The organism is Pelotomaculum propionicicum (assembly GCF_048984525.1).
GTDB classification, from domain to species: Bacteria; Bacillota; Desulfotomaculia; order Desulfotomaculales; family Pelotomaculaceae; genus Syntrophopropionicum; species Syntrophopropionicum propionicicum_A.
Genome location: NZ_JBMGJC010000002.1, coordinates 165,928 through 180,150, shown reverse-complemented (window position 1 = coordinate 180,150; position 14,223 = coordinate 165,928). Strand labels below are relative to the sequence as shown.

Sequence of the window (14,223 nt, the reverse complement as noted above, 5' to 3'; positions counted from 1 at the left end):
ATGAAATACGAACTTACCTAACCAATTTGTCATTTAATTATCTCATTTTAAATCAAGGCACTGCCCAAACTTCGAGGTATCCATACTTGTCCCCAGCAGCTATACATTTTCCGTCAGGGCTTACAGCAGCTGCTGAAGTAGCATATTTAGTATTGAAAACATTTTTACTCTGACCACTGGCTAAATCTAATAAATTAACATCTCTGCTGCAACCACCAAAAATAAGCGCACTGCCGTCGGGATAATAAGCTAACACATCTATTCTACATTCTCTCTCTGCCACTTGCATGACCTTCAATTCCTTCCCTGAGGCCAAATCATACAATCCAATTCTGCCTGCATGACCACCTAAAGCTAAGGTTTTCCAGTCAGAGGAAAAGGCAACTGATGTTATATAATTACTAGGTCCATTTATCTTCTTTATTTCATTTCCACTCGAAACATCAAAGAATGTGACATTAAAAGTTGAAATCAATGCTAAGATTTTTCCATCTGGTGAAAATACAATACTACCTCCATTTTCAAGTTTCCAGCTATTTATGGCTTTTCCACTTTCAATGTCCCAGAACTTTATTTCATAATTCGGATATGATAATTGTCCTGACACTGCCACCTTTTTCCCATCAGGTGATATTGCAATGGATCCAGACAGCATAGAAGGAATACCAGATATTGTTCTAATCTCCTGTCCCGTAACTGCATCCCAAATTTTTATGAAGAGGCCAGATATCTTTGAAGACGAACATAATGATGCTAACATTTTACCGTCAAGAGAATATGCTAGACTTAAATACCCACCTTCTGGATCTAATATTTTTTTTCCAGTAACCACATCCCAAGTCATTAAATCAAATGCTCCTGTAGCGAAAGTTTTTCCGTCTGGTGAAAAAGCTATTTGATTAACCTCTCCATTTAATTCTTTTCCAAATTTTCTAGTTGCATTTGACCAAATATTTAATGCTGTTTTATTTGTCTGTCCAGTATTTTGGGTAGAAGTATTTACAGAATTGCCAGTATCTGTTGTTCTTGAATATGTATATCCTTGTTTACCCATTATAGAGAGCTCTATCTTACCTGTTTTATTATTAATAGAAGCAAATATATCCCCAAGTCCCGTGTGTATAGTCAAAATACCATCCTTATATGTAGCTGGAAATTTACCATCCTTATCCTCCCAGAAGAACGAATTGCCATTTCTTGATATTGTAGCTATATCAGTCTTGTTTTTATCACTAACCCAATTCCCGATAAACTCGTTACCATTACCTTTATTACACCCCGTTATGCTAATGCTCATTAATATCAATACAATTATAATTAAGACAGCTTTTTTATTCATATATCATACCTCCTAAAATAAACAAAAAATATATCTGTATTGCTTATACTATCAAGCCTTAAAAAGGTTATCACCTCACTTTATAAATTCATAAAACATAAAAACACGCCCCATATTAAAGGCGTGCCGGTTTCACTATAGCTACTTGCAGTAAAGGTGACCAGTTTAATGCTGCAAATCATTGCTTCACACCAATTTGTACAATTATATAATTCTAGTATTTACTGCATTTTCTACCTAATTATATATAACACCTTTATATTATCTTGTATACATCTCGATTCTTTTCGACAATATTTTTATTTTAAATCAATGCGGCAAGTAGAATTATTAAATTATGAAATCAACAGGGAAACCAGCAATAATACTTGTTTCCCTGCTACTTACACAATACTAAAAAATTTTTGCAGTCAAAAAACAGGAGTTTTCCTGATTTAAGGCTGTTTGAGTTTAAAGCATAGCTGGACAAATCAATATAAGCTTTAGATTTATGATTTTTAATGATATTCCTAATAAATAAGCCGATTTCTACGCAGCTACTATAATTAAATACTTGGATTAACCATTACAATAATATTAGCATCTAATTCCATTTGACTTATTTTACCTAAAACAACCCTAAATTCCGAATACCCTAATTTCCCAACTTATCTACACGTTTTTTCTCACCATCCCATATCAAAATCGACGGTACTGATTTCAGTTCTTCAGGTAAACTTATTACCCTATAATAACTTTCGCCGGCAAGTCCGTTAATAGCAAGTTTCTGCTCTACTTCGCTTTTATTCTGGTATAGGCTGACTAAATAAGGTCTTACCTCCGGGTTCATCCCTGAAATAACTTTCAGGGGTTCATCGCAGTGCTTTCAGCTTGGAGAAAAGAATAATACCGGTTTATCTCTTGTGTCTATAAGGATGGGTTCTCCGTCGGAGATGACGCTTACTGTTGAGTTTGCGATCATGATAGGGTCCGCCTTGGTTTTCGCTCTGCCCGTGTAATATATTAATGCAGTTGATACCACAAACAGTATTACTGCAAATAAGAGAAGACGTTTTTTCAAGTTTTATCACCACCTAAACTGTTTTAATTCTGGCCGTAGACCACCGTATAATATCGTAGTTAGGGGTCATAACCGCCTTCATCTTGACTATTACAACCGCCATGCAGCCTGGTGACTCTAAAGTAACCTGCCTGTCCCCTGCCCCACCTACCGATATGCCAGTGTCAGAGATGCCACATGCAACAGGCAGTTCGCCTGTGTCAACCTCGACTACAGAATAACCCCCATCGGCTGTTACCACCTGTCCTTCAGGGACATATGGGTTTGTGCCGTTTATTATCACCAGTTGGTACCGGGGAGTTTCTGCCACGCCTGAGTTTAATTCAGGCTTAAGGGTTGTTTCGTCCAACCCAAGGTTTGCAGCTAACTCTTTACGGAAAGCTGTATCAGCCCTATCAGGGTCTATCCTTATGTCCATATTTGCCTGTGCTTCATTATCCACGCACATAGCCCCAGCCCTCACAGCACTGTCTACGGCCTGCTGGAGGTCAACCGATGTGTAGGTATTCCTCGCTGTTTCAGTCACCCCTATAAGGGCTATTATCAGCAGTGGAAGCAACACAAGGACTAAAGTGGATAATGCGCCTTCCCTGTTACGGATCAACTCTTTCACTGAGCGCCCTCCCTTTTACATCAATAGTAAACGGCCCGGGGGCAGGTGAACCTATGAGCTGTGCCAGTAGAAACGGTTGAGGGTCAGGTTCGCACATAATTTCAAGGTAAATTTCGCTTCCATCCAAGTCATCTGAATTTCTCAGAATCCGCGGTTCACCCATTGATTCCTTCGCCGAAGTATTAATAGTTATGTTGTTGAATTGTGCTGCGGTCAATCGGCTTATAAGGGATGACTCGTCATCAATAGTCAGGCACCCCTCTAACCTCACCCTGTCCAGGTAATACTGCTTAATGAATTCGACTTGGCTTATTCTCTGCTGTGTGAGCCAGTAATCTATCGAGCCGAAGATCATAAAAGATATCAGACCGGCATAGATGATAAATTGGATTGCCGCGTTACCGCTTTCATCTTTAAGGAGATTTCTTTTAAAGAGATTTCTCAAAAGCCACTCCCCCCAAAACTGCGGATATTATTTGATGCGGTTGTGTGCATATTTTGCAGTGACGGCACAAGAGCTACCAGCACAGCCGCAGATACCGCCGCCGCAATAGCCACAATTATCATCATTTCAGCCATGCCGTAGCCACGCCTGTCTTTTATAAAAGCAGTCAGCGTACTGGTCATGCGCGTGTTTTTTATAAGATTAATTATTTTCATAAAACACCTCCTATAAATAGAAAAAGCGGGGTTGCCCCCGCTTATATCTACCAATCCTGTACGATTGTATCAACCTTGTCGCCGACTGTATTGGCGGTTGTGGGGAACTTGTCTTGGAATACAGTACCCACCGCAACGCCTACGGCGCCGAGTATGGCGATGATCACCATGAGCTCTACCACGCCGTAACCATTCCTGTCGGACCAGAACGCTCTAATTGCTTTTGCGAACTGACTGTTAGCGATTTTTTTCATGGACTCGGTCTCCTCCTTAAATTATTTAAAATATTGAAATCCCTGCTGCATTAAAGGAGCTGGAAAGGTGATGATACATACTTCCCAGGAACATTCCCAGCACGGCTATTGCGGGAAGTACCCTGTGTAGCATGAAATACATCGGACGGCTGGATATCTTCATCCGGGCCGCCACCTGTCTTAATTTGTCAATGTTCTGTGCCTCTCGCTGTATCACCCCCTCTAAGTTTTTGGTACCAGTTTGATTAATCCTTATAAGTAAGGAAACTAATACATCTGCCTCTGGAACCCCGATCTCTTTCCTCAGCATTTCCAGTGCATAATCGGTGTTGGCTGACCACCGTATTAAGCAACTCATTACCGCTTCGTTTAACTGCGGGGTTAATGACTTTGCCGCAAACAAGGCTTGCTTCAGGGACATGTTTGACCTCAGGTACATTTCAACGGCCTCGAAAAGCACTGCTACCTGGCGCCTTCTTGTGTACAGTTCGGCTGTTTTTCTGAAAGCGTAAAATCCTTTACTTGCTCCAACACCGAAAGCCAGTCCTATAAACAAAAGCATACCAATATAACTTGTCCCCTTGCCGAGCAGGGCTAACATTGCTGCACCGACAAAACCGCAAATAACAATATTTCTGTCTTCCTTTGTCATGCCGCCCCCTGTAATGGGGAGAAGGTTTTTCAGCTTACCTTTTATGGTGTCATTCACCAGAAATTGTGATAATGATGCTTTTTTCTTTAACTGATCTGAAATAAGCCAAGCGAGTGAAGCGGAGGTGATGCCCAGACCCACAGCTTTACCGAGTATATAAACATTTACCATGCTAGGCATCAACCCTTTCTGTTATTCTTGACATTACAGCCCATGTGATAACACTCAGGAACACCATACTTACAATTATTCTTCCGAAAAACGTACCTGACAGAAACTCGTGAGCGTCAGGCACCATGCTCTGAATCAGGAAATAAGACGGTAGCGGAGCTATAACCATTATCAGCGACAGCATCCTCTCACCGTCCACCTGTGAGCGGTTTTCCCTTTCGAGTATTTCCCGTGCCGTTATCCTTGCGATAAGTTCGTGAAATAGCGGCAGTATTAGCGTGTTGTTTTTTACCTGCTTAATGAGCTGGATGAACATTATGCCGTAATCGAAGTTCAGGTCTTTTGCCATTTCAATCAGCACAGTATCTACCGGGATGCGGGCCTGAAGCATTTTTTCTGCCTTTTTAAACACCCTTCCTAAAGGATTCGGGCAGGTTGCCGCTACCGCAGCTATTCCTTTTTCAACCTGAGGTGTGTTTGAATACGATGACGCGAATATCCTTACGGCCACAGCAAGCTGTGATATCATTTGGTGTCTAACTGACCTGTCTTTAAACATAAAAAACTGGTCAAGTGATAACACCACGGAAACCGCTAGAAAGGCTGTTATTACAATACTCTTAAAGACAACCATCCCAACGATAATGCAGGCCAGGCAAATAGCCACAAGCAACAGCCAGAACTTCCATCCCGCTAAGCCAATGTTTCCTTTTTTCTGATACCTTTCAAGGTCTTCAATCCATTTTGTAAAGGCATCTTTCGCTACCACCGACTGGTATTTATCACGCGTTTTCCTCCCAAGCATATCTACCAGGGAAGGCCGGTACGCCACCTTTATAATTATAGGCACAAGGGCGGCGGCTGTAATACCAAGCCCCAGGCTTATCATCAGCGTGGTGTCGGCAGAGACATTCGAAATGAATATTTGGATATGATTCTTAATGATTATGAGGTAAGCGCCGATTTCCAAAGGGCATCCACCTCTCTTGTAGACGGAATATACCTGGCCATCTGGTTAATCAGGTAATTTGATGGCTTGTTCTTTAAAACCCATTCTCCGGGTCCAAGGTAATCCTCAGTTGAGGGAACCCACTCCAAAAGAGTTTTATAAACCACTTTAGAGTTTTTTTCATCAACGCATATTTCCGTCAACCTTACTACTTTCTTAATACCTCTTTCAGTATCAGAGAACAACTCAACGGCGACATTGTATGCCCTAGCTACACGAATCTTTGCCAGTTCAAAAGGAAGCGTCAAACCTTCTTCCAACATCAACATCGCTGTACCTTCCACTGCTTCCTCGGCAGAGCTGAAGTGAGCCGTGGCCATTGAGCCACGAAGTACACGGCAGGATTTAATTGCCTCGACAGCTTCGCCGGCGCCCCGGAATTCGCCGATGATAATAACATCAGGAGAAAGCCTGAAAGTGGTTCTGAGAAGTTCTTTCAGCGACGAACCTTCAAGGTTGGCATGTTCTTCGATTTCGATAATGTCCCTGTCAGGATAGTGTTTTCTTAAAAGCATCTCCCTGTCTGACTCAAGGGTGATTATCCTTAGCGACGGGGGCAGTTCTTTTACCAGGCGGCGCTGAAGAGTTGACTTACCTGAACCAAAGCCTCCGATAATAAGGATGTTAGCCCTGCCTCGAACCAGGAATTGAAGCACATCCCATGTCTTCTCGTCAAGAGTACCTGTTCTACACAGGTTCTCCACGGTCATTTCAAATGTGTCGTGCTTCCTAATTATCGCTACGGTAGTTTCAGTAACCGGCTTACCGAGAGCAGTTAGCCGTGAACCGTCCTGACGGACTGATTCAACAACAGGTGTTGTTTCTGTCAGAGATATGCCTACGTCGTGAGTGTAGAGTCTTGAAATTACCCTCCTTGCGTCTTCCGTATCATTAAATCTCACACCCGCTCTTTCGTTCTTACCTCGTTTGGAAACAAATATCTTGTCATAGTCGTTAATCCGGATTTCATCGATACTCGGATCGCGGTATAGTTCTTCAACCACACCTAGACCCCATGCCATACGGTAGATTTCCTCTGCGGCAATGTCAAAACTGTATCCTTCTACGATAATCTTGTTGTCGTACAGTATCTGGGTGATAATCTTTATGGCTTTTTCTTTAGCCCCGACAAGGCCGCCAACGGCATCGTCGAATACTGCCCCATCGCTTTCTGACTTTACAAGGGCGTTTTGCACCAGCTCTATCGCTTTTTCCAGGCCCACTATTTTTTCTTCTGGTTCTATTGGAGCCTGTGGTTTTTTCTTTTTCCAGAACATATTATTTGGTCACCCCTTTTAAGGTCTGGGTTTGTGTTGTTTTAGGGCTTTGGGCTGTCTGGATTGCAACCGGCTGTGATTCTGAAAACTTTTTTACAAGAGCCACAGAAGTGTTTTTGGGTGATCCGCCTGCAACCACCCCGCTGACCTCCTCGGGCTTCACCATAAGCCGATAGATATTACTGGTACCAGTTGGAGTTTTAAACGTATTGTTTATGGCTGCTACGGTTGCACTTTCGGTTTTCCCATCACCAACCTCCACAATCCTTGCGTTTGCCGCCACTGGTTTTGCAATAGCCTGTCCGGTTGCATCAACCTGAATCCAGTAAACATCAACTATATCCCCCGGCTGTGCGCCGGCAGACCTTGCCTGGTCAACATAGACACTTACAACATTGAGGTTCGGGAGTTTATCAGCATCACTGATATCATTCAGGCTGATAGGAACTTCCTTCTGCAGGTTGTTAACCGCAACCTTGCCGATGATTTCCTCTGTTTGCGTTGCCACTGAAGACAGGTCTGTGCCTTTGGGGAATTCCTTCATAACGATGTCGTTTCGCGTGATTGAAGTGTACGCAGAAATTTCAATCAACGGCACCGGCACAAGTATCGTTTCCTTGGCTTCGGCTTTAAGCCCCCCTTGTTTGAAATAAAAAAACCCTGTTGTGCTTAGACCGACCATAAGTGCCACCAAAGCTACTACTGGCACTTTGCGAATAAAAGAAAACATTTTATACCCCCTCATTTTCTAAGTTTTATTTTTAAAAATAATGTTCTTAATAAATAAAAAAGAGGAGTCGTAGCCCCTCTTATAATCCAAACGCCGTCATTGTCTGTGTTGTTATATTACCCGCAGCGTCCTGCACTTTAACTGTAATCGTGTGCGCTCCATCCGAGAGTGGCACAAACAAGTAGTTATCAGGAATATTAACCCATTCTCCAAAGGTACCGTTGTCTACTTTAACCTGGGCCTGCAGTTGCCCAGAAGAGTTGTCTGAAGCTGAAACAACTACAGTATATACCATTTGTAGTACAGGTAGCTCCATTCAATCCTCTAAGGCTTATTATTGTTGGGGCTACACTGTCATCTGTGATAGTGCTGTTGATAGTGTTCACAGTGGTTGTAAGATTATCAATATCCGTCTGTATATTTGGTATCAATGTATCCCTGACATAACTCGCATCTTCAGAAGCGAGATAAGCCAGGTACGCCGCCGTATTTCCGCCATACGAAGTATTTGTCGCAGCTACGTTTGCAACGTCATAGGTCTTATACAGTCCTTTTGTTGTGTTATTAAGGATATTGTAATTATTCAAGGCTCTTGATGCCGCTGTGTTAGCCTCGGTATAAGCATTCGTGGCGTTTGTGGCTGCGGTGTTGGCTGCGGTTAGGGTTGCTTCCAGGTCAGACTGCTCTGCTATGTCTGAGCCATAGTAAATTGTCATATCATTGCAGTAAAAAGATGCGCTGCTCACCGATGTATTACTTGTCTTTGCATAAATATATAGTCCCGAAAACGGTGTACTCGCAAAACTTTTATCAAAAGTCCTAAAATCTGCCGCATTTGATGTAAATGAATGAATTACATTTCCGTCGGAATCCCGGAATTGCCAATATATAGTAGTGGTGCTGTTTCCATTGCCTCTAAAAGAGCCTCCTACTCTGTAAACACTATACGGGTATGTGTTTAAGCTATAAATAAGGTTGTAGTTGCTTGATGCCGATGGATTACTTACGGTTTTAGTCTCTGATTCAACAGTCACTACAGCCTGAGGCATTATTGCCGCATAACAAGGCGCCACCATCAGGCATATCATCAGAACCATGATTATAAAACTCTTTGTCCACTTAGATTTCATCTTGAAACCCCCTTGATAATTTAAAGAGAAAAGAGAAGAGGCATCCCCCCTTCTCTAATACCTCTCATTTAGGCTTTCTTCAAATCTCCAGCCTTTCTTTCCGGAGTAATCATATTCCGGCCAGAATCCGTCATCGTTTCTCATGTGACTTCCCATGTGTCTCGATGCCAGCAGTTTAATCCATAATTCGTCGGTTGTCCTTGTTGCCACACCGTCCTCAAAGTAAGAAAGCGGTTGCAGTAATCTGTTTTCGGTATTAATTAAACCAACGTTTTTTGTGTAATACTTCTTGCGGTCATCGTCGCGATATATAAGCTCTGACCTGTTGAGGGTAAGAATTTGCTCTGTCACGTTGCTCGAACTGAATTTTATTTGTCCGGTGCGGATCGCTGCTTCACCTTGCCAGTTGATGTATTCAAGGGTGCTTTCAATAGCTTTTTTAATTTCTTCTTCTTTTATAGTTACATCGCGTTCTCTTTTTTCTCCGTCCTGAGAATATTCTTTCACTGCTTCGTCGTCTATCAAAATTTCTGTTGTAATATCCCTGTCATATATTATGCTTGACTGGTCAGGTCCGAGATATATTGTATCGAATCTTGCTATTGTTGGATCATAATCTTTGTCCGAATAATCCGGGGAGTTTACATCAATATCTGCGTCATAGCGATGTCCGAGGTAGCTTTCAATTTTATTAACCGCATCATAGATGTTCGGCAGCGCCATGGTTACGCCTGTGAATTGTACGCCATAGCTATCCGGATTCTCCGCTGTTAAGGTAACATGATGGTTCAGCGTAATCTTCCAGTAGCTATAATATTTTCCATTACTCTTACCTTCAACTTTTTCTACGGTGTAGTTTTGCATCTGATCGTTAACTGAAATATGCGGTCTTTTTACAGTAGAGGCGGCAACCGCAAAACCGGGCTTGACCTCTTTTACCAGCCTGCCCACATCTGTTGAGTTTTCGTTTGGAACGAAGCGATAAAACTCAACGAATATCGGGGTGTAAAACAGAGCAGGTATCCCATCCCTTGAGAACGTCGGTGTGTCCTCATAGTTAAGGTCAAAAGTAGAACCTCTTTCTGCCCCTGAATAGTCCATCAATGCCGGTCCAGCGGCGTTTATTATTTGGGTTTCAGGCCCGTTGGCTAATGTCGCACCTACGTTTTTACTTTCGTAAATCTTAAAACTTCCGTTTTCAAGAGTTTTCTCATCGACATACGGAAGTGACCCAGAGGAATAACTGGTGTTTAATATGTTTTCTAAAGTAGTTTTGACATTTAGAGTGTTTCTTGAGTCGGAGCTGGGCGTAGCTTCCCATCCGTTTCCGGTGAATTTAACCCTGCCGTCAAAGTACCAGTTTCCTTTGGTGTCTTTGCATGTTAGTCTGAAAGCTGTATCAAAGCCTCCGCTTAAATCAATCGGTCTCGGCTGTGACGATCCAACAGTGTAAAGAAATTTTATATACCCTTTACTGTCCTTGAGTCTTTCCGGTAGTTCCGGGTCCATGTTTTCAGTCACATGCGTGTACAGTCTGCCCTCGGACCAAGCATCGCCCTCTTCGAGTTCATCCGCGAGAAAATAGCAATCCGCTGGTTTCCCCCGGTTTACCAGTATATGTTTTGTTTCATATGCTTCTAGGTAAACCTCTGTTTCGTTGCTAATACTGCCCCCATTGCCGCCGCCTCTAAATGAACTGCGGAATGATCTAATCCCGGATTTGACTTTAACCTTGACCGGCCATCCATTCGGATTGCGGATTTCATTTACAACTAACCAGTAATCCGGATCGGCACCCGGTATTAAAAAGCCTTTTGTTGTCCCGGGCCAGGTCGCAGAACCATAGGTTGACTGAACTAATTCACCCGTCTGTTCGCGATAGTCAAAACTGTAGTCAGTGTATTTTACATCCGTAAACACATTGGGAGCTGCCATTTTTATTGTCACCGGGTTGATTTTCTTTACAGTATTAAAGTCCTCACCATACTTGATGTTATAACCCACTATAACGTCCCTCTTGCCCACTTCGAAACCAGGAACATAAGCATCACCGGTTTCTTCTCCGGTACTTGGGTCGCAGACCACAAACACTTGATCTGTGTCGTCTGCATTTAAGTAATAACCGAATACCTGTGTAGCTACCTCATTACCGCTGGCATCTACACTTGTCGTTATAGTAATCCACTCTTTTTGCTGTTCAGCGGATACCACGCTCAACATGGATAAAATCAAAACCATACAGACAATAAGCACTCGCATAAATCTTCGCAAGCGAAATCCACCTCCATTTTAATAATGCATTTCATAACCATTCTTCTTACAACCCAAATGCTGTCATGGTTTGCGTCGTTGAATTTCCTGCTTCGTCTTTTACGTTTACAGTGATCGTGTGTGCTCCGCTTGTAAGCGTTACAAGAATAGCATTAGGGAGATTTACCCAACTCCCATATGAACCATTATCAACTTTAGCCTGGGCCTGGAGTATTCCCGTAGAATTATCAGAAGCAGACACAACAACATAAAACGTACCGCTTGTAGTGCAGGTAGCCCCATTTAAACCTGAAAGGCTTGTTATCATCGGTGCGGTACTGTCGTTGCTGATGTTGTTTACAATGGTTTCAAGGTTGCTGATATTGGTGTTTATGTTTGGTATTAGTGTATCTGCGATATAACTGGATTCTTGAGAAGCAAGGTAAGCCAGGTATGCCGCAGTGTTTCCACTGTAAGAAGTATTATCCGCTGCCTGTAAAGCCCTGGTTGCTGCCGTGTTTGCTATGTCATAGGTTTTATATAAACCCTTAGTTGAGTTGTTGAGTATATTGTAATTATTCAAAGCCCTGGATGCCGCTGTATTAGCCGCAGTCACGGCTGTTTGAAGTGAACTTTCTTGAGCGGTTATTAATTCAAAAGTATAAGTAAAGTCGACATCCACTTCATAGCTGTAAATTCTATGGTAAACTTTAAAATTGGTATATCCATAACCTGCAGGAATTGATACTGTTTCGGCTTGTCCGTAGTTTGAGTAGCTCCATGCGCCATTGTCTACGCTTAGACTTAGGGGCCGAGGCGTATATGAATTAAAACGTGAGTTGACTGGAAATGTTATTTGTTTAAGCCTTTGCCCAGCAGGGATAATTACTTCGTAAGTATCACCATTGTCCATAAAAGCATTTACAGTATAACTTGCCTCTATTACTGCCGCTTCTGATTGAAAAGGGAAAAATGTAAAAACTATTGTCAGCAGGAAAAGTAAACATAGGGTATTCTTAATACCCTTTTGCCGATTTTGAATAGGGATCTTAAAACTCATAACCACCAGACCTTTCAAAAATATCTTATAAATAAAAGGGGTGCGTAATTTACGCATCCCTTTTATTCGGGTATTACCAAGCGCACTTTAACAATGTATTCGGTATCATCCTTGATGTATATAGCTTTCTTCCAGCCTATGACGGGCTGCTGCTCGATGATGGGCTCCTCGATGTATTTTACAGGGTGATAGTACAGGGGATACCCATAGTTTTCGGTTGAGGGTGGTTCTTTTATTGTCTCTGTACCTGTGGCTCCCCTTTGGCAGACGTTGTTCTCGTAGGTTATCTCTTCCTCGGTGCCGTTGAATTTTTCGTCCTCCCAGGCCGAACCTGCCCAACGTCGGTCAATGGATGACATTATGACTACTTCTTCCGTGGTGCCGTTCCAATCCCATGTCCTTTGGAAAGTGCTTTCTGCTTCAATAAACACATTTTCAGTTTCCCTTATATCCATCCAGCCGGCCTCTCGCTTGATGTAGAACCTCACCTTAGCGTAGCCAGAGGTCTTGAATGTTGAACTGAATGTAGCCCTTACCTTGTACTTCTTATTTACTTCTACGCTTCCCGAAACGGGATTCCCGTTAGAGTCCAGTATCTCCAGGTTGGTTGCGATAAGGTCGTTCGCACCGGTGCCTCCAGGCGGGGTAATAGGCCCTACGACTGCTGTAACTATCAATACCGCAGAACCAGACAGGTCATAGCCATCCTTGGTGTATTTTGCGGTAACTCCTGTCTGTCCTACGTTTTTACCAAGCGCCCTTCCTCGGCTTCTGTCAATAGTGCCGATGTTTGTATCCGCTGTACTCCAAACGCAGTCAGTGGTTACTTCCGGATCGAACTGATCTCGCCCGTCACCGGCATAATCGAGGTAGGCTTTATAGTCTGTGGTTTCTCCAACAGCCACGGTTGCGGTGGGCGGTTCTACGATTAATCTTGCGTTTAATCCTATATCTTCAGGGAATTGTACTTGGTGCGTCTCATAGCAGGGATATCCGTCATACCAGTGCCACTCCCGTATACTGCCCTCTAAAACCCCGCTGCTGGTTGGCCAAAACTGTATTGACCAATACATATCTACTGCGCTGTAATCTGTCATATGTGGAGGATAACCGAGCTCCTCAAGCTGTGTTTTTACATCATTCCATTGGTATTCTGACGGCTTCCATGTATTTCGCGGGCATCCTATTGACGGATTATTCCATGGTTTTTCCACGTAATCTCGAACCATCCGGTCTACACTATCGGCTATGTCATTGGGGTAATTCTTATTACTGAAAGGAAATCCGCTTTCGGTAAAACCATAATAGCGCCATTCACCTGTGGCGCTATCGTAGCTCTGAGCCGGTTCCGCATCGTAATCATATACGTCCTGGGGGGTGCCGTACACTAATAAACCCTGATCGATATCGGTAAATTGCACGTCTAAATATAGCTGTCTTACTTCACCGTTCTTCATAATTACATAAATAAAAGGATTATAGGCTAATGCGTTTAATGGAAGTATTGTCACACAGAGTGCCAGTAAAATCACCAGAGAGATAATCTTTTTCAACTTAAACACTTAATCACTCCTCTTAATTAGAATATAAACCGTACCGCCGTAATTACTCCAGGTCCTGATGTATATACTGTTGCCTGTCTCTGATGTGTATCTGTAGGTTTCAGCTCCGTCGGTAAAATCACCCGACTTCACCGCATCGCAACTATCCTTAACCGCTTTGATGGCTTCACTCCTTTCGCTTGAAGGTGAATACCTTTTAACGATCTTTTCGATCTCTTCAAGGTTGTCGAGTTTATTCGGATAGATGTTGATACCAATCACCTTGCCATCAACCCCTACATCCATCGCTTCGTTGCCTGTCAATTCGCCCTCTATTACAGGTTTGTTGAAAATGCCAGAAAGAAACCTGTAGTCGTCTACAGGTTTCTTTGTAAATATCAGCCCCGCTATAATGATAATTCCCACCAGGACTAATATGACTACTATTGTTTTTTTGAACAACAATTACCAATCCCT

General features: G+C 42.7%; 15 protein-coding genes and 1 riboswitch. All 15 genes read right to left on the bottom strand.

Going from position 1 to position 14,223, the window contains the following annotated elements; translation table 11 throughout:
- Positions 1 to 52: 52 nt before the first annotated feature.
- Entirely contained in the window at positions 53 to 1,339 is a 1,287-nt protein-coding gene (locus ACOBQJ_RS03345) for a WD40 repeat domain-containing protein (protein WP_421070309.1), read from the bottom strand.
- A gap of 115 nt (positions 1,340 to 1,454) precedes the next feature.
- A riboswitch (cyclic di-GMP riboswitch) is annotated at positions 1,455 to 1,537 on the bottom strand.
- A gap of 875 nt (positions 1,538 to 2,412) precedes the next feature.
- Complete coding sequence (locus ACOBQJ_RS03340; RefSeq protein ID WP_421070308.1) at positions 2,413 to 3,012, bottom strand: pilus assembly protein TadG-related protein; 600 nt, start codon at positions 3,010 to 3,012, stop codon at positions 2,413 to 2,415.
- Positions 2,993 to 3,457, bottom strand: a complete 465-nt coding sequence (locus ACOBQJ_RS03335; protein WP_421070307.1) for a TadE/TadG family type IV pilus assembly protein — start codon at positions 3,455 to 3,457, stop codon at positions 2,993 to 2,995. Before ACOBQJ_RS03335 ends, ACOBQJ_RS03340 begins: the two co-directional genes overlap by 20 nt.
- A complete protein-coding gene (locus ACOBQJ_RS03330; RefSeq protein ID WP_421070306.1) occupies positions 3,454 to 3,672 on the bottom strand; it encodes a hypothetical protein in 219 nt (72 codons plus the stop codon). The genes ACOBQJ_RS03335 and ACOBQJ_RS03330 overlap by 4 nt, the downstream gene beginning before the upstream one ends.
- Before the next feature lie 47 nt (positions 3,673 to 3,719).
- The gene (locus ACOBQJ_RS03325; protein ID WP_421070305.1) at positions 3,720 to 3,926 is read right to left on the bottom strand and encodes a hypothetical protein; all 207 of its coding nucleotides are present in this window, start codon (positions 3,924 to 3,926) and stop codon (positions 3,720 to 3,722) included.
- Positions 3,927 to 3,951: 25 nt separating this feature from the next.
- Positions 3,952 to 4,719 (bottom strand): hypothetical protein, encoded by a 768-nt coding sequence (locus ACOBQJ_RS03320; RefSeq protein ID WP_421070304.1) that lies wholly within the window; start codon positions 4,717 to 4,719, stop codon positions 3,952 to 3,954.
- 31 nt (positions 4,720 to 4,750) lie between these two features.
- Positions 4,751 to 5,719, bottom strand: a complete 969-nt coding sequence (locus ACOBQJ_RS03315) for a type II secretion system F family protein (RefSeq protein WP_421070303.1) — start codon at positions 5,717 to 5,719, stop codon at positions 4,751 to 4,753.
- Positions 5,695 to 7,035 carry an ATPase, T2SS/T4P/T4SS family gene (locus tag ACOBQJ_RS03310; protein WP_421070302.1) on the bottom strand — a complete coding sequence of 447 codons (1,341 nt, stop codon included), beginning with the start codon at positions 7,033 to 7,035 and terminating at the stop codon, positions 5,695 to 5,697. Before ACOBQJ_RS03310 ends, ACOBQJ_RS03315 begins: the two co-directional genes overlap by 25 nt.
- 1 nt (position 7,036) lies before the next feature.
- Positions 7,037 to 7,765 (bottom strand): hypothetical protein, encoded by a 729-nt coding sequence (locus tag ACOBQJ_RS03305; protein WP_421070301.1) that lies wholly within the window; start codon positions 7,763 to 7,765, stop codon positions 7,037 to 7,039.
- A 79-nt stretch (positions 7,766 to 7,844) separates the two neighbouring features.
- Positions 7,845 to 8,060 carry an Ig-like domain-containing protein gene (locus ACOBQJ_RS03300; RefSeq protein ID WP_421070300.1) on the bottom strand — a complete coding sequence of 72 codons (216 nt, stop codon included), beginning with the start codon at positions 8,058 to 8,060 and terminating at the stop codon, positions 7,845 to 7,847.
- Positions 7,996 to 8,895 carry a hypothetical protein gene (locus ACOBQJ_RS03295; protein WP_421070299.1) on the bottom strand — a complete coding sequence of 300 codons (900 nt, stop codon included), beginning with the start codon at positions 8,893 to 8,895 and terminating at the stop codon, positions 7,996 to 7,998. Before ACOBQJ_RS03295 ends, ACOBQJ_RS03300 begins: the two co-directional genes overlap by 65 nt.
- 54 nt (positions 8,896 to 8,949) lie before the next feature.
- Complete coding sequence (locus ACOBQJ_RS03290; protein ID WP_421070298.1) at positions 8,950 to 11,166, bottom strand: hypothetical protein; 2,217 nt, start codon at positions 11,164 to 11,166, stop codon at positions 8,950 to 8,952.
- A 46-nt stretch (positions 11,167 to 11,212) separates the two neighbouring features.
- Positions 11,213 to 12,262 (bottom strand): hypothetical protein, encoded by a 1,050-nt coding sequence (locus ACOBQJ_RS03285; RefSeq protein WP_421070297.1) that lies wholly within the window; start codon positions 12,260 to 12,262, stop codon positions 11,213 to 11,215.
- Positions 12,263 to 12,267: 5 nt separating this feature from the next.
- A complete protein-coding gene (locus tag ACOBQJ_RS03280) occupies positions 12,268 to 13,767 on the bottom strand; it encodes an Ig-like domain-containing protein (protein ID WP_421070296.1) in 1,500 nt (499 codons plus the stop codon).
- Complete coding sequence (locus ACOBQJ_RS03275) at positions 13,768 to 14,211, bottom strand: hypothetical protein (protein WP_421070295.1); 444 nt, start codon at positions 14,209 to 14,211, stop codon at positions 13,768 to 13,770.
- Positions 14,212 to 14,223 lie beyond the last annotated feature (12 nt).

Excerpts from the sequence above, each read along its gene's own strand:
- ACOBQJ_RS03345 (WP_421070309.1), bottom strand. The coding sequence starts at position 1,339 with ATGAATAAAAAAGCTGTCTTAATTATAATTGTATTGATATTAATGAGC.
- ACOBQJ_RS03330 (WP_421070306.1), bottom strand. The coding sequence starts at position 3,672 with ATGAAAATAATTAATCTTATAAAAAACACGCGCATGACCAGTACGCTG.
- ACOBQJ_RS03325 (WP_421070305.1), bottom strand. The coding sequence starts at position 3,926 with ATGAAAAAAATCGCTAACAGTCAGTTCGCAAAAGCAATTAGAGCGTTC.
- ACOBQJ_RS03310 (WP_421070302.1), bottom strand. The coding sequence starts at position 7,035 with ATGTTCTGGAAAAAGAAAAAACCACAGGCTCCAATAGAACCAGAAGAA.
- ACOBQJ_RS03305 (WP_421070301.1), bottom strand. The coding sequence starts at position 7,765 with ATGTTTTCTTTTATTCGCAAAGTGCCAGTAGTAGCTTTGGTGGCACTT.
- ACOBQJ_RS03300 (WP_421070300.1), bottom strand. The coding sequence starts at position 8,060 with ATGGTATATACTGTAGTTGTTTCAGCTTCAGACAACTCTTCTGGGCAA.
- ACOBQJ_RS03295 (WP_421070299.1), bottom strand. The coding sequence starts at position 8,895 with ATGAAATCTAAGTGGACAAAGAGTTTTATAATCATGGTTCTGATGATA.
- ACOBQJ_RS03285 (WP_421070297.1), bottom strand. The coding sequence starts at position 12,262 with ATGCGTAAATTACGCACCCCTTTTATTTATAAGATATTTTTGAAAGGT.